The sequence below is a fragment of the Actinomadura sp. 3N508 genome, from assembly GCF_044326375.1.
GTDB lineage: Bacteria > Actinomycetota > Actinomycetes > Streptosporangiales > Streptosporangiaceae > Spirillospora.
The window spans coordinates 16,159-34,654 of the sequence record NZ_JBIRAX010000021.1 but is presented as its reverse complement, the minus strand read 5'-3'; the positions used below and the strand labels follow the sequence as shown (position 1 = coordinate 34,654).

The following is an 18,496-nucleotide window of genomic DNA, read 5'->3' as shown; positions in this document are numbered from 1 at the left end:
GCTGCGCGGGCATCGTGCGGTCATGTGCCGACTGTTCGGGATGACCACCGGCGGGCCGCGGGTGCACGCCACGTTCTGGCTGCTCGACGCGGTGGACAGCCTGCGCTCCCAGTCCCGCCGGATGCCCGACGGGACGGGCCTCGGCTGGTTCTCGCTCGGCGAGGAGCCCGTCCGCGACCGCGCGCCGATCGCCGCCTACGAGGACGCCGACTTCAACTCCGAGGCGCGGACGGTCGTGTCGCACACGTTCATCTCGCATGTCCGGTACGCCTCCACCGGGGTACCCGACGTTCACAACTCGCACCCTTTCGTCATGGACGACCGGCTGTTCGCCCACAACGGCGTGGTGAAGGGCCTGGACGTCCTCGACTCGTGGCTCACCGACGTGGACCGCGCTCAGATCCGCGGGCAGACCGACTCCGAGCTGGTGTTCGCCTACATCACGGCGGAGATCCGGCGGCAGGGCGACACCACGTCCGGGCTGATCGCGGCCGTCCGGCGGATCGCGGCCGAGCTGCCCGTCTACGCGCTGAACGTCCTGCTGGCGGAGTCGCGGCGGATGTGGGCGCTGCGCTACCCCGGCACCCACCGGCTGTGGGCGCTGCGGCACGAGCTGACCGAGCCCGGGGAGGGCCGGCGGCTGGACGCGGGCCGCGAGCCCGGACGGCTGAAGGTCGCCGCGCACCGGGAGCGCGCCGCGTCCTGCGTCCTCGCGAGCGAGCGGCTGGACGACGACCCCGACTGGCGGCTCCTCGCGCCCGGCGAGCTGCTCGTCGTCGACGGCCCGGACACCTCCTCCATGCACCCGTTCGACGCACCGGCGCACGTCCTGACCGTGGACGACCTCTCGGCCGCCGAATCCACCTCCCAAACCTGATCAACTCCGGCGTCCGGGACGTAGAGTGGACGGCCGAGACTGGGGGTCCCGGATGAAGACCGAACTCACGCTGATGGCCGTCCACGCCCACCCCGACGACGAGGTGCTGGGCACCGGCGGCCTGCTCGCGCGCTGCGCCGCCGAGGGCATCCGCACGGTGCTGGTGACCTGCACCAACGGCGAGCAGGGCGACGACTCCGGCGGGATCAAGCCGGGCGAGCCGGGGCACGACGCCGACGAGGTGGCGCGGCGGCGGCTCGCCGAGCTCCGCGAGTCCGCCGGGCTGCTCGACATCGGCCACCTGGAGCTGCTCGGCTACCAGGACTCCGGCATGGCCGGCTGGCCGGCCAACGACGACCCGGCGGCGTTCGCGAACATCCCGCTGGAGGAGTCCGCCGGGCGGCTGGCCGAGCTGATGGAGCGCTACCGCCCGCAGGTCGTGGTGACCTACGACGAGGAGGGCGGCTACGGCCACCCGGACCACATCCAGGCGCACCGCATCGCGCTCGCCGCCGCCGAGAAGACCGGCATTCCCGACAAGCTCTACTACACCGCCATCCCGCGCTCGGGCATCCGGCAAATGTTCGAGGCCGTCAAGGAGGCGGGCATCGAGATCGACTTCGAGCCGTCCGACGACTTCGGCACCCCCGACGAGCTGATCACCAGCACGCTGGACGTGTCCGCGCACGTGAAGGCCAAGGCCATGGCCCTCCAGGCGCACGCGAGCCAGGGCGAGAACATCTTCCTGCTCCGGCTGCCGGAGGAGATGCAGCGGATGGTGTTCTCGTTCGAGGCGTTCGTCCGGCACTACTGCCGCGTCCAGGCCCCGGACAAGGAGGACGACCTCTTCGCCGGCCTCAGGTGACCTTCCCCGTCACCTTTTCGCCTGGGCCCTGTAGTGGTCGAGGACGTCCTGGCGCAGCAGGTAGCCGAAGCCCGCGCGCTCCAGCCGCAGCGCCAGGCCCGCCTTGTCGGCGCCGAGCGCGGCGGCCGTTGCGCCCAGCCGCCAGTCGTGCTCGGCCAGCCGCTTGAGCAGGTAGCCGCGCCTGACCTGCGCCTCCGAGAGCCGGAACGTCTTCAGGTAGGCGATCCGGCCGTCCGCATCGGTGATCGTCTCGCCGATGTGGTTCTCGCGGCGCAGCGCGAACGACGGCAGGAACCGCGTCAGCTCGAAGCCGTGCAGGTACTGCACGACCTGCCGGGACCCGTCCTCGTCGAAGAGCCGACCCGCCATGACCTCGTCGTGGAACTCGGCCCATTCGGCCTGGCGCAGCTCCGCCGCCGTGCGGAGATCGTCCAGCGACCTGATCTCGGTGTCGTCGATCGGCGCGGACAGGTCGCCGGCCGGCATCCCCAGCAGCCCGTGCAGGTAGATCAGCTCACCGAAGAGATCCTCGACGAGCGTCGGGTGCAGCGCCCGGTAGTCGTCCGGGTGCGGGACGGCGAACGCGCACGCCAGCGTGTCACCGACGTAGACCAGCACGCCGCACTGGCCCGGATGGATCTCGAAGATCCTCAGCGCGTCCTCGATGCCGCGCACGTCCCGCCCGAGGTAGGCCTCCTCGCAGCGCGGCGACAGCCCCTGCGCGACCGTCCTGCGCGACCACTCCTCCCAGGCGATCTCCGGGCCGCCGAAGTGCAGCGCGAGGTAGCCCTCCAGGGCCAGGTGCAGCGGCAGGAAGCGGAGCCGGTCCTTGCCCGCCTTCCGCGCCATCCGCCGCGTGAACCGGACGGGCATGCGCGGCGGCGGAGCCTTGGTGTCGCGTTCGAGGAGGCGCGTCCCGTAGGAGGCGGCGGGCGTCTGGTCGCCGTCGCTCCACGTCGCCACGAACGCGTGCGGGACGAACGAGACGTACACGGCGCCGTCGCCGGTGTCCACGACCGACACCGGCTCCCCGTAGACCTTCCGGTGCAGCCGCAGGTACGGGACGGGCTCGTCGCGGACGAGCGGGACCAGCCGCACCGAGCCCCACGCCTGCGCCGGCCTGGTGTCCAATCCGAGCATCATGCGCGATCTCCCAGGAAGCGGGCGGTCCGGTCGTCCAGGTGGGACCGCAGCCTCGGCAGCCCGACGCGCCCCTCGGCGAACCGGGCCAGCTCGACCAGCGTCGGCAGGTCTTCGGCGTCCCTGATGCCGGCGGTCGGCACGGTCGGCGCCAGCCGCCGCACGTCGAAGTCGCCGGCGTCGTACACCGGGTTCAGATGGACGATCATCACCCGCTGCCCGGGGGCGAGCCGGTGCCCGGGGTCGAGGCGCGTCCGCCAGATCCGCAGGACGTCCGCGGCGAGGCCGGGCGGCGCGTTGTCCCAGCCGTCGGAGATGATGAGGAGCCGCTCGGGGCCGGTGTCCAGGGCGTCGATGATCCGCGTCCCCAGCGGCGTGGGCCCGGACGGGTACGTCAGCAGCTCGTCGGTGCGCCCGGACGTCCACAGCGGCGTGTACTCCTTGGCCAGCGCCTCCAGCAGATAGTGCGACGCGAGCGCGACCGCCAGCGGGCGCCGCCGCTTCTGCCCGGACCCCAGCGCGGAGTAGCTGTCGTCCAGCACGGCCGTGACCCTCCCCCAGGAGCCGCGGGCCGCACCGGCCACGCGGCGGGCCGCCGTGCGCAGCGCCTCCGTCAGCTCGGCGCGGCGCGCGGACCGCTCGTCCAGCGTCAGCGACAGCACGTAGGAGGCGAGCCGGGTCAGCGGCATCTCGCGCAGATCCCGCAGGTCGGTGCGGACGGCCTCCACCTTGGCGGCGCTCGTCTGCATGCGCAGCCGCTCCAGCCGCGTCATGCGGGGCTCGATGCGCTCAAGGAACGTCTCCCGCGGAATCTTGTGCAGCGCGGCGAATCCCTCCGCCACCGTGTAGGGCAGTTCGTAAATGGCGGCCTGGGCATAGTGCGCGCGCCGCCACTGCTCGTATATCGGCGTCGTGTACGCGGTCACGGAGAACGGCGCGAAGAGGAAATTCCCCTGCTCGCCGCGAAGCCGCAGATGTGCGTGGCGCGCCGCGACCTTCACGAGGCTGCGGTACTTGACGGAGTCGAACGCCGGGTCGCGCCGCGCGGCCATCCAGTCGCGGATGATGGCGCGCGTCCGCCGGTTGTTCACCCCGCGCCGCCGCAGTTCACGGAAGACGCGGTAGACGCGCTGCTGCGGCATCGATTCCAGCCGCCGCGCGATCAGCCGCCCTTCCGCCCTGCGGCGCTCGACGCCGACGTCGCCCGCCCGGACGAGCAGGTTAACGATGATGAGCGCCGCATTGTGGTCGTTGATGTCCAGCGCGAGGACGGCCGCGTACATGTCCCGGTAATTCGCCAGCATGTACTCGTGCAGGAATTCCAGGCTGAGCCGCTGGTCACCGGAATCGTGGTGGAACTCCCGCTGCCCGGTCGAGGTGATCGCCGCGTTGACGAACATCAGCACGTCCTCGCACGCGATCAGCTCAGCGAACGTCTCGGTCATGCGTTTCCCAGCTGATCGGGGGGACGAGGGGTGCCGGCCGGGGAAGGAGGGCGCGAGCAGCGAATCATCGCTTCAGATGCGGGTTCCGGAAGTCACACCGAAGTCCCGCGGCCGGCTCCCGCACGGTAACACCGGCGCGCCCGCGGCGGCCTCCGAATATCCGCCGCCCGCCGGGCCCTGGTCGCCTTCTAGCGGCTGCTCGGCGAATCCGTCCGGGCCAGGTCGGTGCTCGGGTCGATGATCCAGTGGTTGGTCCGGACGATCCGCCCGGCGAAGACGACGTCCTGCTCGGCGAGGAACGTGAAGCCGAGCGAGCGGCAGATCCCGTTGGACGGCGCGTTCGTCGTCGACGGGAAGGCGTGGACGAGCCCCCAGCGATCCTCGTAGCGCGCCCGCTCCAGCAGCATCCGGACCGCGCGCTTGCCCACGCCCCGCCCCTGGAACTCGGGCATGACCATCCAGCCGATCTCGGAGAACACCGTGCCGTCGACGTCGTGGTGCCAGAGCGTCACCGTCCCGGCCACCGGTTTGCCCGCCGTGCCCGGGCCGCCCGCGGCGGGGACGATCATCTTGATCAGGGCCTTGCCGGACGCCGCGTCCTCGACGTCCCGGCGCACCTTCTCCTCGATGCCCTCGCGGGGCAGCGGGCCGCCGAGCTCGGCCATCATGACCGGGTCGCAGCGCATCCGGACGTAGGCGTCGACGTCCCCGAGCTCGACGTCGCGCAGACGCACCTCCGGATCCACGCCTGCAATTCTCTCAAACCCGGGCGCGGCGTTCGGGGAAACGCGTGCCGCGGTCAGGGGCGATACGTGCCGAAATACCATTCGTTGCCGTCCAGGTCGCGGGCCGCGTAGTCGCGGGAACCGTAGTCCTGGTCGCTGAGCTCGCGGAAGATCTCGGCGCCGGCGGCCTTGGCGCGGTCGTGGTGGGCGTCCGGGTCGTCGACGGCGACGTAGATCGCCGAGGTGCCCGGTTCGCCGTTGCCGAACATGAACAGGCCGGTGTCGTACCGCATCTCGGCGTGGACGATCTTCCCGTCGTCGTCCCGGTGCACGTTCGCGGCCTCGAAGCCGAACGCCTTCTCCAGCCACCGCATCGACGCGTCCGGATCGGCGCAGTTGATCATCGGGTAGAAGGTCCTGCGGATCTCCAAGGTCATGGCGTCCTCCCTGGTCGTTGCCTGTATGCCCAGTCTGCGCCGCGCGGTCCCCGGCCGTCTTGGACGAATGTGACCTCGGCTCCCGGGCGGCCCCGAGATCGGCTGTTACTCTCCGTTGGTCGTCTCGTCCGTGTGCCGGAAAGGGACCCGCACCGTGCAGCCTGAGCAGATCGACCGCGCGCTCGTGGACTTCGACGTCCTGGCCCGCTGGATGGACGGCCGCGGCCTCCCGGTCGGCCCGTTCGAGGACGTCCGGCCGCTGGCCGGGGGCACGCAGAACACGCTGATCCGGTTCCGCCGGGCGGGCCGCGACTACGTGCTCCGGCGCGGCCCGAGCCATCTGCGGGCCCGGACGAACGACGTCCTGCGCCGGGAGGCCCGCGTCCTGGCCGCGCTCGACGGCACCGGCGTCCCCGCGCCGCGCCTCATCGCCGCCTGCCCGGACGAGTCCGTCATGGGCGGCGCGGTCTTCTACCTCATGACCCCGGTGGACGGCTTCAACCCCACGGTCACGCTGCCGGAACCGCACGCGGTCGACGAATCCGTCCGGCGCGAGATGGGGCTGAACGCGGCCCGCGCCCTGTCCGCCTTGGGCGCGGTCGACCACGAGGCCGCCGGGCTGGGCGACTTCGGCAGGCCGGCGGGGTTCCTGGAGCGGCAGGTGAGCCGCTGGCTGTCCGAACTCGACTCCTACGGCAAGCTGGACGGATATCCCGGCCCCGGCATCCCCGGCCTGGACGACGTCGCCCGCTGGCTGGAGGAGCGCCGTCCCCTCCGTTGGCGGCCGGGGATCCTGCACGGCGACTACCACCTGGCGAACCTGATGTACTCCTTCGGCGGTCCCGAGGTCGCCGCGATCGTCGACTGGGAGATGTGCACGATCGGCGACCCGCTGCTGGACCTCGGCTGGCTGCTGGCGACCTGGCCCGACCCGTCGGGCGACGGCGCGTCGCTGGCGGGCCCGCTGGGCGAGGCGGGCGGCCTGCCCTCGGCGGACGCGCTCGTCGCCGCCTACGCGGAGAATCCGGACGCCGTCGCCGGGCGCGATCTGTCGTCCATCACCTGGTACGCGGTGCTCGCGTGCTTCAAGCTCGGCATCGTCCTGGAGGGGACGAACGCCCGCGCGCACGCCGGCAAGGCGCCCAGGGAGACGGGCGACCTGCTGCACTCGATCACCCTCGCCCTGTTCCGCCGCGCCCAGCGGTTCATCGACTCCTAGCGGTGCACCGGAGGGCGCGGGTTGCGAATCCACGCATCTCGCCGCAGCCTGGTAAGTAACCGGCGAGAACGGGGCAGTCGGTGACGCCCTTACGCCGCTCGGACGGCGAATCGAGCCACTCGCCCCGTTCCGCCGGTCATCCCCGGCCCGGTGGGCCCCAGAAGCCCATGTCGGATTCCTGCCAGCGCAAACGCGAGCGCACGGGGCATGCTCACCGCATGGACAGGAACTTCCGCTTCGGTGTCGTCGGCGAGTCGATCCGCTCCGGCGACGAGCTGGCCGGCACGGCGCGGCGTGCCGAGGACCTCGGCTACGACGTGCTGGTCCTGCGCGACCACTTCGTCGCCGAGCCGTTCGGCGATCAGCTCGCGCCGATGGTGGCGCTCGCGTCGGCCGCGTCCGTCACGAGCACGCTGCGGCTCGGCACGATGGTCCTCGCGAACGACTACCGGCATCCGGTGCTGCTCGCCAAGGAGGCCGCGACCCTCGACCACCTGTCGGGCGGACGGTTCGAGCTGGGCGTCGGCGCGGGCTGGATGCGCGAGGAGTACCAGGCCGCGGGCTTGCCGTTCGACCAGGCGGGCACCCGGGTCGGGCGGCTGGAGGAGTCGCTGCAGATCTTGCGGAGCCTGCTCGCCGGCCAGAAGACCACGTTCACCGGCGAGCACTACCGCGTCGAGGGCCTGACCGTGTTCCCGCCGCCCGGACGGCGGCCGCCGCTCGTCGTCGGCGCCGGGAGCGGCCGCATGCTCGGCATCGCCGGACGGTACGCCGACACCGTGGGCATCCTGCCCCGCGCCCTCCCCGACGGGACGATCTCCGACGAGATCACCGAACGGCTCCCGGAGACCATCGCCCGCAAGGTCGCGCAGGTCCGGGAGGCGGCGGAGGCCGCGGGCGGGCGGGACGTCGAGCTGAGCATGATGGTCACGCCCACCTTCGGCCCCGATCCACGGGCCGCCGCCGCGAAGATCGCCGTCATGCGGGGCTGGGGGACGTCGTCGGCCGAACTCGTCCTCGACATGCCGTCCCAGTTCGTCGGGCCGCCCGAGCACGTCGCCGAGCAGATGCTCGCCCGCCGGGACCGCTACGGCTTCACCTACTACCAGGTGCCGGACGCGATGATGGAGGAGTTCGCACCCGTCATCCCGCTCCTCACCGGGTGACCCGGCCGGGCCGGCGCCGCGCGATGAGCGCGACCGGCGCCCCGCCGGGGCGGCGCGGGGCGACGGCCGTCTGCACCGCGCGCCGGGCGGTCGCCCGAACACCGCGATGCGGCGAGCATGTGACCGCGTACCCGCCGTCACAAGGGTCGCGTTCCAATGAGTGAAAACGGCGTCTTGTCGGTTCGAGCCGGGGTGGCGCACCCTGCCACCCATGACCGAATCGTCGTCCAATGACGCACCTCAGCGGGTCGCACTCGTCACCGGCGCGGCCGGCGGCCTCGGCCGGGAGTTCGCCATCGCGCTCGCCGGCCGCGGGCACCGGGTCGCGGGCCTCGACCTCGCCGACATGTCCGGCACCGCGGACCTGATCGGCGAGGCGTTCCATCCCGTCCGCGCGGACGTGACCGACCCGGTCGAGGTCGAGGCCGCGGTGGAGGAGACCGCCGCCCGGTTCGGCGGCCTGCAGATCGTGGTCAACAACGCCGGGATCTACCCGCCGCTGGAGTTCGAGAAGACGACGCTGGACGACTGGCGGCGGATCATGCGGGTCAATCTGGATGGACCGTTCCTTGTGTCCCAGGCCGCACTGCCGCACCTCAAGGCCGCCGGGTGGGGACGGATCGTCAACATCGTCTCGGCGGTGGTGTTCCTCGGGCCGCCCGACCTGGTCGCCTACACAACGTCCAAGTCCGGGCTCGTCGGGTTCACGCGGGCGCTGGCCAGCGCGACGGGCGCGTACGGGATCACGGTGAACGCGATCGCGCCGGGCCTCACCCGCACCGACATGGCGGCGCGCACCACCGGCGCGGACGGCGGCTTCGAGCGGGTACGCGGCAAGCAGATCATCCCGCACGTCGAGGAGCCGGCCGATCTTGTCTCTACGCTGCTGTACGTGTGCGACGAGGGCAGCGGCTTCCTCACCGGCCAGACGATCAACGTCGACGGCGGCTCCGCCATGCACTGACCCTCGCGCCCACCGCCCGCCGATGGGTGGGGCCCTCGCCGTCCCCCTGCCGCCCCGCCGCTCCCGACTTTCCCGACCGCTCCCGACCTCCCCCACGACCGCCCTCACGGGCACTGAAAGGCAGAACATGAGGCCGATCGAGGCGCTGCTGGAGATCGCCCGGGACGAGGGCGTGAGCCGCATCTTCGGCAATCCCGGCACGACCGAGCTTCCCCTGATGGACGCCCTGGTGGAGGCGCCCGACCTGCAGTACGTCCTGGGCTTGCAGGAGGGGTCCGTGGTGGCGATGGCGGACGGCTACGCCCGCGCGTCGCGCCGGACGGCGATGGTCAGCCTGCACGTCGCGGCGGGCGTCGCGAACGGGCTGATCGGGATGCTGAACGCGATGCGGTCCCGGACCCCGCTGGTGATCGTGGCCGGGCAGCAGGACCGGCGGCATCTCGTCCAGGACCCGATGCTGTCGGGCGACCTGGTGGGCCTGGCGTCGGCGGCGACGAAGCACGCGTTGGAGGTGCAGCACGCCTACGACCTGCCGATCGTGCTGCGGCGCGCGTTCGCGCTCGCGGCGCGTCCGCCCGCCGGGCCGGTGCTGGTGTCGGTCCCGATGGACCTGCTCGAAGAGGTCACCGACGTCGCGGTGCCGGCGCGCTCCCCCGTCACGGGCCCCGGCCCTGCGGCGGCCGCGGACGCCGCCGCGCTGCTGGCGCGCGCCCAGCGCCCGGTGGTGATCGCCGGGGACGGGGTCGGGCGGGCGGGTGCCGTCGCCGACCTGGTCGCGGTGGCCGAGCGGCTCGGCGCGGCCGTCTACCACCAGCCGATGAACGACGGGATCGACTTCCCCACCGGCCATCCCCTGTACGCGGGGATGCTGCCGCCGCACAACGCCGTCATCAGGGAGAAGCTGTCCGCCTACGACGTGGCGTTCATCGCCGGTTGCCACGCGTTCATGCCGCACCACTACACGCCCGGCCCGGCCGTCCCGGACGGGCTCGCGATCGTGCAGGTGGACGAGGACCCGGCGGAGATCGGCCGGAACTTCGCCGTCCGGCACGGCCTGACGGGCGATCTGCCGGAGACGCTGTGGGCGCTCGCCGGGCAGCTGGACGGGCTCGTCCCCGACGCGCGGGAGCGGATCGAGCGGCTCGGCGCGCGGCACGCGGAGGAGCGGGGCAAGGTCGAGGAGGCCGCGAAGGCGGCGTACGGGGCGTCCCCGATGGCCCCGGCCGCCGCAGCCCACGCCGTCGCGTCCGGGCTCCCCCACGGGACGGTGGTGGTGGAGGAGGCGATCACCGTCGGGCTGAAGCTGCGCGAGGTGCTGCGCCAGGACCTGCCCCGCTCCTACGTGCACACGGTCGGCGGCGGGCTCGGCTGGGGCATCGGCGCGGCGATCGGCACCCGGATGGGCGACCCGGAGCGTCCCGTCGTCGCGGTGCTCGGGGACGGCTGCGCGATGTTCGGCCTCCAGGGGCTGTGGAGCGCCGCCCGCTACGAGGTCCCGGTGGCGTTCGTCGTGATGAACAACGGCGAGTACCGGACGCTGAAGAACACGCTCGATCAAAGTGGCGGATCGTCGGCGAAACACGGAGAATACATCGGCATGGACCTCGCACCCCCCGCGCTCGACTGGCAGAGCGCCGCGCGCCTGTTCGGCATCGACTCGATCCGGGCCGGTTCGGCGGCCGAGCTGCGGGACGCGGTCGCCGGTGTCAAGGCGCTCGACGCCCCGCTGCTCATCGAGGCCCCGATCACCGGCCATGGGGACGATGCCTGATGCCCTTGGCCAGGCACTCCGCCCGCTTCCCCGCACTTGCCGACCGGCATGATCGCGGTGACCATCGGGATATGGACCCCGAAGGTACGGGCGAGGGGCCGCCGAGGTCGGTGCTCGCACGCGGCCTCAGCCTCCTGGACGCGTTCGGTTCCGCCGACACCGAGCTGAACCTGACCGAGCTGGCCGCCCGGACCGGCCTGCCGAAGCCGACCGCGCACCGGCTGCTGAGCGAGCTGGTGCGGTGGGGCGGCGTCGAGCGCACGGAGACCGGCTACCGGCTGAGCATGCGGCTGTTCGTGCTGGGCCAGCGGGCACCGCGGCCGCGCGGGCTGCGCGAGGCCGCGCTCCCCTACCTGGAGGACCTGTACGAGGCGACGCACGAGAACATCCACCTCGCCGTCCTGGACGGGATGGACACGCTGTTCCTGGAGAAGGTCAGCGGGCGCCGTTCCATGCCCATCGTGTCGCGGGTGGGCGGACGGCTGCCCGCGTACTGCACGGCGACGGGGAAGCTGTTCCTCGCGTTCGGGCCGCCCGAGCGGCTGCAGAGGGTTCTGGACGCGGGCCTCGTCCGCTACACGCCGCACACGATCATCATGCCGGGGCTGCTGCAGCGGGAGCTGGCCCGCACCGCCGACCGCGGTTACGCCGTCAACCGGGAGGAGTCGGAGGCCGGGGTGTCCGCGGTGGCGGCGCCGGTCCTCGACCACCGGCGCCGCGTGATCGCCGCGATCTCCATCACCGGGAACGTGTGCCGGCTGGACCTGGACCGGCTGGCCCCGGCCGTCCGGACCGCCGCGCTGGCGCTGTCGAGGGAGCTGGCCCGGGAGAGCGCCGCCGGTGAACTGAAAACGGGGATCCCCCGGTGATCTTTCGATACCGGGAGATCCCCGATTTTCCATGCACCGGCAGCCCTGTGCCGGGTCTGGAAGAGACCGCGCCCACGCTGTGAGCCATTTCACTCAGGGGCTGAGCCGCTTCACTTCACGGCTCGGGCGCGGCCTCAGGTCATGAGCCGAAAGGCCTGGGCTTGCCCTTCTTGCCGGCGCCGGAGCCCCACTTCAGGACTTCCCACTTGATGCCCTTCAGGTGCCCTTCGCCGCCACCGGCGTTGTACTTGCTCTGCGGCTTCTTGCCGTCCAGCAGGTACCGGAAGGTGTAGGTGTCGAGGTCGAGCATGATGCCCTTGTGCGACGGCCTGCCCGGCCCGCGGTCGCCGACGAAGCCGGTGACGCTGCGGCCGTTGTAGCTGACCTTGACCTTGGTGTGCATGGGCCAGCTCGGGCTGGCGAACAGGCCCTTCTGCATCGGCTTGCCACCGGCGGGGGCGCCGGTGTCGCCGTTCACGCCGGAGCCGTCATCCCAGAAGTAGGACGCGGTCGTCTTGCCGCTGAGCAGGACGCGGGGGTCGTTCTTGCCGCGCTTGCTGTCCGCGGCGGAGTCGCCCTTCGACCCGGACTTGTCCGAGCTCTTCGGGGCGTCCTTGTGCTGGCCGGTGGTGCTGGCCTCCTGCGAAAGGTTCTGCTGCTCGCTGGGAGCGGAGTCATCGCTTGCGGCGGCCACACCGGCCACGAGCATGCCCGCGAGGGCGGTACCGGTGACGCCGGTCAGGATGACATTGATCGCTCGCTGCTGCATGTGTTTCCTTCGTTCGGGGAACAGGGCTGCCGCTTCGCACCGGGCGGCGCTGGGCCGGGATCCGGGCATGGAGAAACGGCTCCGAGACTCAGGACTCGGGAGACACCGCCGCGAGAAAGACCCGCTTGGAACGGTCCAGGCGCATGCCTGACCGCGCCCGCGACCAAGGGCGCACGACCGTCCTTGGGCGTGCGCGTATCACGGACTTCGATGAAGCGGGAGAAATGCCGACCGGGGGCTCATTGGCTCCACGCGGTGCACGGCCGGTGCATGGTACGGCCGCTGTTCGGCATCGTGGATCCCGCCTGGCGGGCGGGAAGCGACGGCTCTGCGATTGGCCGGGTCAACGGTTCATGACCCTGACCTGGGGTCGACTATATACGGCATTACCGTGCTTTCGCCAAACGGGCGATTTCTTTACCTTTGACCAGGTAGATCTTTTATCGGGGAAGTGACCCGGAGCGCCTTTCCCATAAGGCCTTCCGCCCAGTCGGCATGGGTCGAGCCCCAAGAAAAGGATCTTTACACTCCCATGGCCCGGACCACTCCAGACGGCCTGGGAGGGCCTCGAACAGCGTCAAAGCCGGGAACCGGCGGGGCCTAAGGGGGCCTCTGGGCGGACCTTTGGGCGCCGGCAGTCGCTCAGACAGCCGGCGGCACGGAGGCCGGCCCGGGACGGCGTCGAAGCCGGGACCGGCGGGAGCGAGCGGCTCCCGTTCGCCCTGACGCCCGCTCAAACGGGCAGCGGCGCCGAGGGCGGCCCCGGACGGCGTCAAAGCCGGAAACCGGCCGGAGGCAAAGCCGGAGCCGCTCAGCCCTGGTAGCCGCTCAGCCCTGGTAGCCGCTCAGACGCGGGCAGGGGCGGCATGGAGGGCGGGGCCGGCATGGAGGGCGGGCCGGCCGTCGGCGTCCGGACGCCGAAAGCCCCCGCGACCGCCGGGGCGGTGCGGGGGCTGGCGATGCACACACGAGACGGCACAGAGGCCGGATGAGCGCGGTAGGCGGAGCCGAGGAGGGCTGCGCGGAGTCAGCGCGCCGGGTAGATCGGCGCCGGCACGAGCGGCGTCGGGCCCGTCCCGCCGATGAACACCGAGGTGCCCTGCTGTGGCGGAATGAACGGTGACTCAGCGTAGCCGGGCTCCGCATAGGCGGGGTCGGCGTAAGCAGGGTTCGCGTAGCCGGGGTCCGCGTAGGCGGGCTCCGCATAGGCGGGCTCCCCGAACGGGGACACCGCGGCCACAACGGGCCCCTGCGCTGCAGGGACGCCCTGGGGCATGGGCGGCGGGACGGATGGCGGCACATGCGTGCCACCGCCCCACTGCGGCTCCCCGGCCGGCGCGGCGCCCGGCGCGGAGTTCCGCTCCAGGGCACCCCGCTCCATGCGGCGTTCGGCCAGCAAGGCCATCAGCGCGCGGGCCGTGTCGGCGTCCAGCCGGAGCAGGACGCTCGGCGTCCCCGTCTGGTCGACGAACGGGGAGACCGATGGTTCGGTCGGGGCGTGCGGCAACGCCGCCCGCATCTCCTCACGGAGATCCTGGGCCAGTCGCAGCGCCTGTCGGTCACTGTCGCTCAAGTGTGCGTTCATCGCGATCTCCGGGGAGTTCACGTGCGGGAGGTCCGCGCTCATCCTGCTAGGGATGGCGTGCAGGTGCAAGAGCTGATGCACGTGCATTTTGGAAAAGTTCCCCCCGTAACCGGGGCGTCCCTCGCTCGTTCCCGATCACTCCATCCCGCGCTTGCCCGGCGTCCAGAACGGTTTGACCAGCACGGACTTGCGCGGCCAGCCCCGTTCGCCCACCAGGTGGGCGCGGACGGCCTGCACGGTGCGCGCCTCCCCCGCCACGTAGGCGACCCCCGGCTCCTCCGGCAGCTTCAGGCCGCGCACGGCGTCCACGAGCGTCTCCGAACGGCCCGCCGGGGCGTCACCGCGATGGCGCCAGGTCAGCTCGTCTCCGCGCGGCAGCGGCAGCCGGTCCTCGGGCCGGGCGACCTCGATCACGCCGTGCACCGGGACGAGCCCGCCGCGGCCGGCCGGCTCCGGTCCGCCGCCCCGGCCGTCGAGGCCGTCGAGGCCGTCGAGGGCCCGGAGCATGGCGCCGAACGCCACCGAGGCCGTCTCCTCTCCCGCGAACACGTGATAGGCGGCCGGACGCAGCCCGAACGTTCCCTCCGGCTTGCCGAAGACGACCTCCTGGCCCGGCCGGGCGTTCCGCAGCCAGCGCACGCCGGGCGCGTCCGCGTCGTGGTCCATGACGCACAGCTCCAGGACGCCGGCGTCCGCGTCGTAGTCCCACACCGAGTAGGTGCGCAGCGCATGGCGGACGGCGCCGCTCACCCACGTCCGCGTGGCCGTGATGTCCGCCACATGAAGGCGGATCTGCTGGCCGGGCGTCCAGGCCAGGCCGGGGACGCCGCCGACGCGGATCCACCGCATCCGTCCCGGGGCGGGCCGGACCTCCTCGATACGGCCGCGCACGAACATCAGGTCGAGAATCCGCCCGCGCACGCCGCGAGCGCTCGCTCCTGCCACCACGATCCCTCCTTGCGATATATCTCGTTATCGCCAAGACACGATATATCGCCAGTGCTCCCGGTGCCAGGGATCTTGGGGACGGCGGGCATCCTGGACGGGTGACAGACATCCTGAGCGTCCGAGCTCTCAACCGGGCCACGCTCGCCCGGCAGCTCCTGCTGGCGCGGGAGCCGATCACGGTCACCGAGGCGGTGCGCCGGCTGTGCGGGATGCAGGCGCAGGAACCCAAGCCGCCGTTCCTGGGGCTGTGGACGCGCCTGGACGGTTTCCAGCCGTCCGACCTGCACGGCGCCCTGCACGACCGGTCGCTCGTCCGCGCCACGATGATGCGCGCCACGCTGCACCTGATGACGGGCGACGACTACACGGCGTTCCGCACGACGATGCAGCCCATGCTGGACGGCGCCCTCCGCGTCCTGGGCGACCGCGCCCAGGGCTTGGATCTGGAGGAGGTCGTCCCGGCGGCGCGCTCCCTCCTCGCGGAGGAGCCCCGCACGTTCAGTGAGGTGCGTGCGCTCCTCCAGGAACGGTTCCCGGACGTCAACGATCGGGCTCTGGGCTATGCCGTCCGGCTCTGCGTGCCGTTGGTCATGGTCCCCACTCAGGACAGATGGGGCTTCCCTCGTGCGTCGCGCTTCACGCCGGCCGACGAATGGCTGGGCATTGCCCCGGCGGCGGAAGCGGCGATGGACGAACTGATGCTCCGCTACCTGGCCGCCTATGGGCCGGCATCGGCCGCCGATGCGCAAACGTGGTCCGGGCTGTCCGCGTGCGGCGACGCATTGGACCGGCTGCGTCCACGCCTCCGCGTTTTCGCCGATGACAAAGGCCGTGAACTGTTCGACCTCCCTGACGCCCCGCGTCCCGGTGAGGACGTTCCGGCACCGGCACGATTCCTGCCGGAGTTCGACAGCCTCGTTCTGGCGCACGCCGACCGCAGGCGAATAATCTCCGACGCGCACCGGCCGTCCCTCACCACGAAGAACCTGCGTGTCCGGGCGGTCTTCCTCTGGGACGGCTTCGCACGCGGCATCTGGGAGACGGAGTACAAGCGCAAGGTCGCCACGCTTCGGTTGCGCCCGTTCGAGCGCCTCCCCCAGGCGGCCATTGACGAACTGTCCAATGAGGGAGAGTCGCTCCTAAGGTTCATCGAACCGGATGCAAAGGAGACGGTCGTGTCCGTAGCCGAGGACGGCTGACACGCACCACCAGAGCCGTACGCCCCCATTTGGATTGGCGCTCGGCTTGCGCGGCGGACCTTATCGATCCGGCGCGCCAGGCGGAAGCGCCCATGCGCCACCACATGCGGACATGACCCTGTGAGCGTGGACAACTCCGAATAGTGATCAATCCGATACCCGTACTGATTGAAAGATCCATAGTTTGGGTTCAAGCTGTCTCCGACGTCTGGAATGCCCCCGCCCGTTCCTTCCGACCGCCGACAGGACGCGACCAATGTTCGAGATCTGGGAGACGAGCGAGCCGGCCCGGCTCATCAGCGACGCGGGGAGCCTGAAGGTCGCGCTGGAGAAGGTCGACACGATGTGCCGCCTCCGGCATGACCAGGCCGTGGCGCACATCGGCGAGACCCGCGAGGGCTACAACTTCGAGATCAGGAACCGCGAGGGGAAGGCCCTGGCGCGGCTGAGCTACGTCCCGGACACGTCCCGCGCCTACCAGAGCGTCGTGGTCGAGGAGATGCGCGGAGACGACGAAGAGTAGGAGCACCCCGTCTCCTACCCCAGCCCCTGGCCGGAACGGCCGGGGGCTTTCGCTTGAGGACGCCTACGGCCGCGTCCCCCAAGAGACTGTCACCGGCAGATGGCAGGATGCCTGGTGCCCATGTGACGCGGATGACGGGAGTGGCCGTGCGGAAGGCGTGGCGGCGCGCACACCCCGGAGAAACCTCCGGCCCCTCGCCGGAAACATCTCTCACAGCGGCCGCAAACGACCTGACAGCGCAGGCCGTATACGCGCTCGCACGAGGCGACACCGCCGCCTTCAACCGCCTGGTGACCGCACTCACCGCCGCCCCAGGCCCGGTCAGCCAGGACGAATGGTGGCTCGCCACCGCCGGATGTCTCGCCACCCAGATGCGCCAGGGGATCACCACGGCCTGGGAAATGGGCTGGCAACCGGCCGATGTGGTCAGATTCACGTCCCGCCGCCGTACGGCCAGGCACGCACGCCTGGCGACGGACGCGATCTCAGCCGAGATGAAGGCCTACTCCAGCGCGACCGTGGACGACCAATGGCATGAGCAACTCGCCGCCCTCGGGGCGGAGACATGGTGGGAGAACGACGACCACCCAGGCGCCTGGTGTAAGCGCGAAGGCGTCGAGCACGCGGCCTACGTCGTCTCAGCGCTCGAACTCGTCCATCTCCTGGGCAACCTGCCGCGGCTGCCGCGAATAGGTCCTCCCCCAGGCACGTCCAGCACCACCACTCCGCCCGGACGCTCCTCGCGTGCCGCCTCGTCGACGCCACGCGAGGTCGACCAGCGAACGCTGGGAAGAGTCAGAGCACTCTTGGCCAAGGCGGAGTCCACCGAGTTCCCCGAGGAAGCGGAGGCACTCAGCGCGCGCGCCCAGGAACTGATGGCGCGCCACAGCATCGACCACGCGTTGCTGGCCGCGGAGACGGGTGACACGACCGCTCCGGCCGGACGGCGCATTCCGGTGGACAACCCCTACGACGCGCCCAAGGCGGTCCTGCTGACGGTGGTGGCCGAGGCCAACCGCTGCCGCGCGGTGTGGCATCGGGAGTTGGGGTTCTCCACGGTCCTCGGGTTTCCGGCCGATCTGGCGGCGGTGGAGATGCTGTTCACGTCGCTGCTCGTCCAGGCGACGGCGGCCATGGTCAACGCGGGTCCCAGGCGCGACGCGCGGGGACGGTCACGGACGCGTTCGTTCCGCCACGCCTTCCTGAACGCCTACGCCGCCCGTATCGGGGAGCGGCTGCGGGACGCGGCGGAGCGGGCGGCCGCGGGCGCCGGCGGGAAGGATCTGCTTCCCGTGCTGGCCGCGCGCGACCGGGCCGTCGACCATGCGGTCGGCACGATGTTCCCGAACCTCGCCAAGGGACGGGCGGGTTCGGTGTCCAACTACGAGGGTTGGGTGGCCGGGCGGGCGGCCGCTGATCTCGCCAGTCTGAACGGCCGCCTCGAGGTCACCGGGACGTTCCGCCGTTCCTAGCGCACGGCGTCCCCCCGGGGGGCGAGGGGGACATCCGATCATCTGTTCGTTCTTCCTACTCTCGGGAGCGGTCAGGCCCTCTTGCGCCTGGTGTTGCCGCCGCGGCCACGCAGCGGCACGCCCGCCTCCTTCAGGACGTTGTAGATGAACCCGTACGACCGTCCGGTCTCGGCCGCCAGGTCACGGATGCTCTCGCCCTTGGCGTACCGCGGCGCCAGCTCCGCGGCGAGCCGGGTGCGTTCGGCACCGGTGACGCGGGTGCCCCTGGACATCGTTCTGGCCACGGGGACCTCCTCTTCGCAAGGCTGCGCAGCGCGGGCAGTCCCCGCAGCTCACAGCAGTGTTGATCTCCCCAAGGTACACATTCCCCCGATTAGAGCGTCGATGCCGCGCGAATCACCGCGAATTCGGCCGAAGCTGGTCTTTTTCGTGGTGAACGGCGTGTCGCCCCCTGGACGTACGGCGTGTCGCCCCGGCCGTGGCGCGCGTCGCCCGCCGGGGAGACCACGACACACCGTCGAA

18 protein-coding genes are annotated in these 18,496 nt (G+C 71.5%); 10 read left to right on the top strand and 8 right to left on the bottom strand.

The window, feature by feature from the left end:
* The first annotated feature begins 22 nt into the window (after nucleotides 1-22).
* On the top strand, nucleotides 23-877 hold the full coding sequence (locus ACH34S_RS40970) for a class II glutamine amidotransferase (RefSeq protein WP_395958332.1): 855 nt from the start codon (nucleotides 23-25) through the stop codon (nucleotides 875-877).
* Between the two features lie 52 nt (nucleotides 878-929).
* Nucleotides 930-1,742, top strand: a complete 813-nt coding sequence (locus tag ACH34S_RS40965; protein ID WP_395958331.1) for a PIG-L family deacetylase — start codon at nucleotides 930-932, stop codon at nucleotides 1,740-1,742.
* Nucleotides 1,743-1,751: 9 nt separating this feature from the next.
* On the opposite strand, the gene ACH34S_RS40960 is transcribed toward ACH34S_RS40965, so the two are convergent.
* The 4 genes from ACH34S_RS40960 to ACH34S_RS40945 all read right to left on the bottom strand — a co-directional run bounded on the left by ACH34S_RS40960 (nucleotide 1,752) and on the right by ACH34S_RS40945 (nucleotide 5,489).
* The gene (locus ACH34S_RS40960; RefSeq protein ID WP_395958330.1) at nucleotides 1,752-2,885 is read right to left on the bottom strand and encodes an ARPP-2 domain-containing protein; all 1,134 of its coding nucleotides are present in this window, start codon (nucleotides 2,883-2,885) and stop codon (nucleotides 1,752-1,754) included.
* Complete coding sequence (locus ACH34S_RS40955; protein ID WP_395958329.1) at nucleotides 2,882-4,327, bottom strand: hypothetical protein; 1,446 nt, start codon at nucleotides 4,325-4,327, stop codon at nucleotides 2,882-2,884. The genes ACH34S_RS40960 and ACH34S_RS40955 overlap by 4 nt, the downstream gene beginning before the upstream one ends.
* Before the next feature lie 188 nt (nucleotides 4,328-4,515).
* On the bottom strand, nucleotides 4,516-5,073 hold the full coding sequence (locus ACH34S_RS40950) for a GNAT family N-acetyltransferase (protein WP_395958328.1): 558 nt from the start codon (nucleotides 5,071-5,073) through the stop codon (nucleotides 4,516-4,518).
* Between the two features lie 53 nt (nucleotides 5,074-5,126).
* Nucleotides 5,127-5,489 carry a VOC family protein gene (locus tag ACH34S_RS40945; protein WP_395958327.1) on the bottom strand — a complete coding sequence of 121 codons (363 nt, stop codon included), beginning with the start codon at nucleotides 5,487-5,489 and terminating at the stop codon, nucleotides 5,127-5,129.
* 154 nt (nucleotides 5,490-5,643) lie between these two features.
* On the opposite strand from ACH34S_RS40945, the gene ACH34S_RS40940 reads away from it, so the two are divergent.
* The 5 genes from ACH34S_RS40940 (at nucleotide 5,644) to ACH34S_RS40920 (ending at nucleotide 11,478) form a co-directional block, all read left to right on the top strand.
* A complete protein-coding gene (locus tag ACH34S_RS40940; protein WP_395958326.1) occupies nucleotides 5,644-6,708 on the top strand; it encodes a phosphotransferase family protein in 1,065 nt (354 codons plus the stop codon).
* Between the two features lie 218 nt (nucleotides 6,709-6,926).
* A complete protein-coding gene (locus ACH34S_RS40935; RefSeq protein ID WP_395958325.1) occupies nucleotides 6,927-7,874 on the top strand; it encodes a TIGR03621 family F420-dependent LLM class oxidoreductase in 948 nt (315 codons plus the stop codon).
* A gap of 211 nt (nucleotides 7,875-8,085) precedes the next feature.
* Nucleotides 8,086-8,838: an SDR family NAD(P)-dependent oxidoreductase gene (locus tag ACH34S_RS40930; protein WP_395958324.1), complete on the top strand. Its 753-nt coding sequence runs from the start codon at nucleotides 8,086-8,088 to the stop codon at nucleotides 8,836-8,838.
* A 127-nt stretch (nucleotides 8,839-8,965) separates the two neighbouring features.
* Nucleotides 8,966-10,609 (top strand): thiamine pyrophosphate-binding protein, encoded by a 1,644-nt coding sequence (locus tag ACH34S_RS40925; protein ID WP_395958323.1) that lies wholly within the window; start codon nucleotides 8,966-8,968, stop codon nucleotides 10,607-10,609.
* 71 nt (nucleotides 10,610-10,680) lie between these two features.
* Nucleotides 10,681-11,478 carry an IclR family transcriptional regulator gene (locus ACH34S_RS40920; RefSeq protein WP_395958322.1) on the top strand — a complete coding sequence of 266 codons (798 nt, stop codon included), beginning with the start codon at nucleotides 10,681-10,683 and terminating at the stop codon, nucleotides 11,476-11,478.
* Between the two features lie 139 nt (nucleotides 11,479-11,617).
* Here the strand turns inward: ACH34S_RS40920 and ACH34S_RS40915 are convergent, their stop codons facing one another.
* From ACH34S_RS40915 to ACH34S_RS40905, 3 genes are all read right to left on the bottom strand, one after another.
* The gene (locus tag ACH34S_RS40915) at nucleotides 11,618-12,247 is read right to left on the bottom strand and encodes a hypothetical protein (protein ID WP_395958321.1); all 630 of its coding nucleotides are present in this window, start codon (nucleotides 12,245-12,247) and stop codon (nucleotides 11,618-11,620) included.
* A gap of 1,027 nt (nucleotides 12,248-13,274) precedes the next feature.
* A complete protein-coding gene (locus tag ACH34S_RS40910) occupies nucleotides 13,275-13,832 on the bottom strand; it encodes a hypothetical protein (RefSeq protein ID WP_395958320.1) in 558 nt (185 codons plus the stop codon).
* 135 nt (nucleotides 13,833-13,967) lie between these two features.
* Nucleotides 13,968-14,780, bottom strand: coding sequence for a siderophore-interacting protein (locus ACH34S_RS40905; protein WP_395958319.1), 813 nt, complete (start codon nucleotides 14,778-14,780; stop codon nucleotides 13,968-13,970).
* A 98-nt stretch (nucleotides 14,781-14,878) separates the two neighbouring features.
* Between ACH34S_RS40905 and ACH34S_RS40900 the strand changes: the two genes are divergently transcribed.
* The 3 genes from ACH34S_RS40900 to ACH34S_RS40890 all read left to right on the top strand — a co-directional run bounded on the left by ACH34S_RS40900 (nucleotide 14,879) and on the right by ACH34S_RS40890 (nucleotide 17,974).
* On the top strand, nucleotides 14,879-15,979 hold the full coding sequence (locus tag ACH34S_RS40900; protein ID WP_395958318.1) for a winged helix DNA-binding domain-containing protein: 1,101 nt from the start codon (nucleotides 14,879-14,881) through the stop codon (nucleotides 15,977-15,979).
* A 256-nt stretch (nucleotides 15,980-16,235) separates the two neighbouring features.
* Nucleotides 16,236-16,502, top strand: a complete 267-nt coding sequence (locus tag ACH34S_RS40895; protein ID WP_395958317.1) for a hypothetical protein — start codon at nucleotides 16,236-16,238, stop codon at nucleotides 16,500-16,502.
* Between the two features lie 290 nt (nucleotides 16,503-16,792).
* The gene (locus ACH34S_RS40890; protein WP_395958316.1) at nucleotides 16,793-17,974 is read left to right on the top strand and encodes a DUF2786 domain-containing protein; all 1,182 of its coding nucleotides are present in this window, start codon (nucleotides 16,793-16,795) and stop codon (nucleotides 17,972-17,974) included.
* A gap of 71 nt (nucleotides 17,975-18,045) precedes the next feature.
* On the opposite strand, the gene ACH34S_RS40885 is transcribed toward ACH34S_RS40890, so the two are convergent.
* A complete protein-coding gene (locus tag ACH34S_RS40885) occupies nucleotides 18,046-18,258 on the bottom strand; it encodes a helix-turn-helix domain-containing protein (protein WP_132181646.1) in 213 nt (70 codons plus the stop codon).
* Nucleotides 18,259-18,496 lie beyond the last annotated feature (238 nt).

Bases quoted from the DNA above. Each gene is read 5' to 3' on its own strand.
- ACH34S_RS40970 (WP_395958332.1), top strand. From the start codon at position 23: ATGTGCCGACTGTTCGGGATGACCACCGGCGGGCCGCGGGTGCACGCC.
- ACH34S_RS40965 (WP_395958331.1), top strand. From the start codon at position 930: ATGAAGACCGAACTCACGCTGATGGCCGTCCACGCCCACCCCGACGAC.
- ACH34S_RS40960 (WP_395958330.1), bottom strand. From the start codon at position 2,885: ATGATGCTCGGATTGGACACCAGGCCGGCGCAGGCGTGGGGCTCGGTG.
- ACH34S_RS40955 (WP_395958329.1), bottom strand. From the start codon at position 4,327: ATGACCGAGACGTTCGCTGAGCTGATCGCGTGCGAGGACGTGCTGATG.
- ACH34S_RS40945 (WP_395958327.1), bottom strand. From the start codon at position 5,489: ATGACCTTGGAGATCCGCAGGACCTTCTACCCGATGATCAACTGCGCC.
- ACH34S_RS40935 (WP_395958325.1), top strand. From the start codon at position 6,927: ATGGACAGGAACTTCCGCTTCGGTGTCGTCGGCGAGTCGATCCGCTCC.
- ACH34S_RS40930 (WP_395958324.1), top strand. From the start codon at position 8,086: ATGACCGAATCGTCGTCCAATGACGCACCTCAGCGGGTCGCACTCGTC.
- ACH34S_RS40925 (WP_395958323.1), top strand. From the start codon at position 8,966: ATGAGGCCGATCGAGGCGCTGCTGGAGATCGCCCGGGACGAGGGCGTG.
- ACH34S_RS40920 (WP_395958322.1), top strand. From the start codon at position 10,681: ATGGACCCCGAAGGTACGGGCGAGGGGCCGCCGAGGTCGGTGCTCGCA.
- ACH34S_RS40915 (WP_395958321.1), bottom strand. From the start codon at position 12,247: ATGCAGCAGCGAGCGATCAATGTCATCCTGACCGGCGTCACCGGTACC.
- ACH34S_RS40910 (WP_395958320.1), bottom strand. From the start codon at position 13,832: ATGAACGCACACTTGAGCGACAGTGACCGACAGGCGCTGCGACTGGCC.
- ACH34S_RS40895 (WP_395958317.1), top strand. From the start codon at position 16,236: ATGTTCGAGATCTGGGAGACGAGCGAGCCGGCCCGGCTCATCAGCGAC.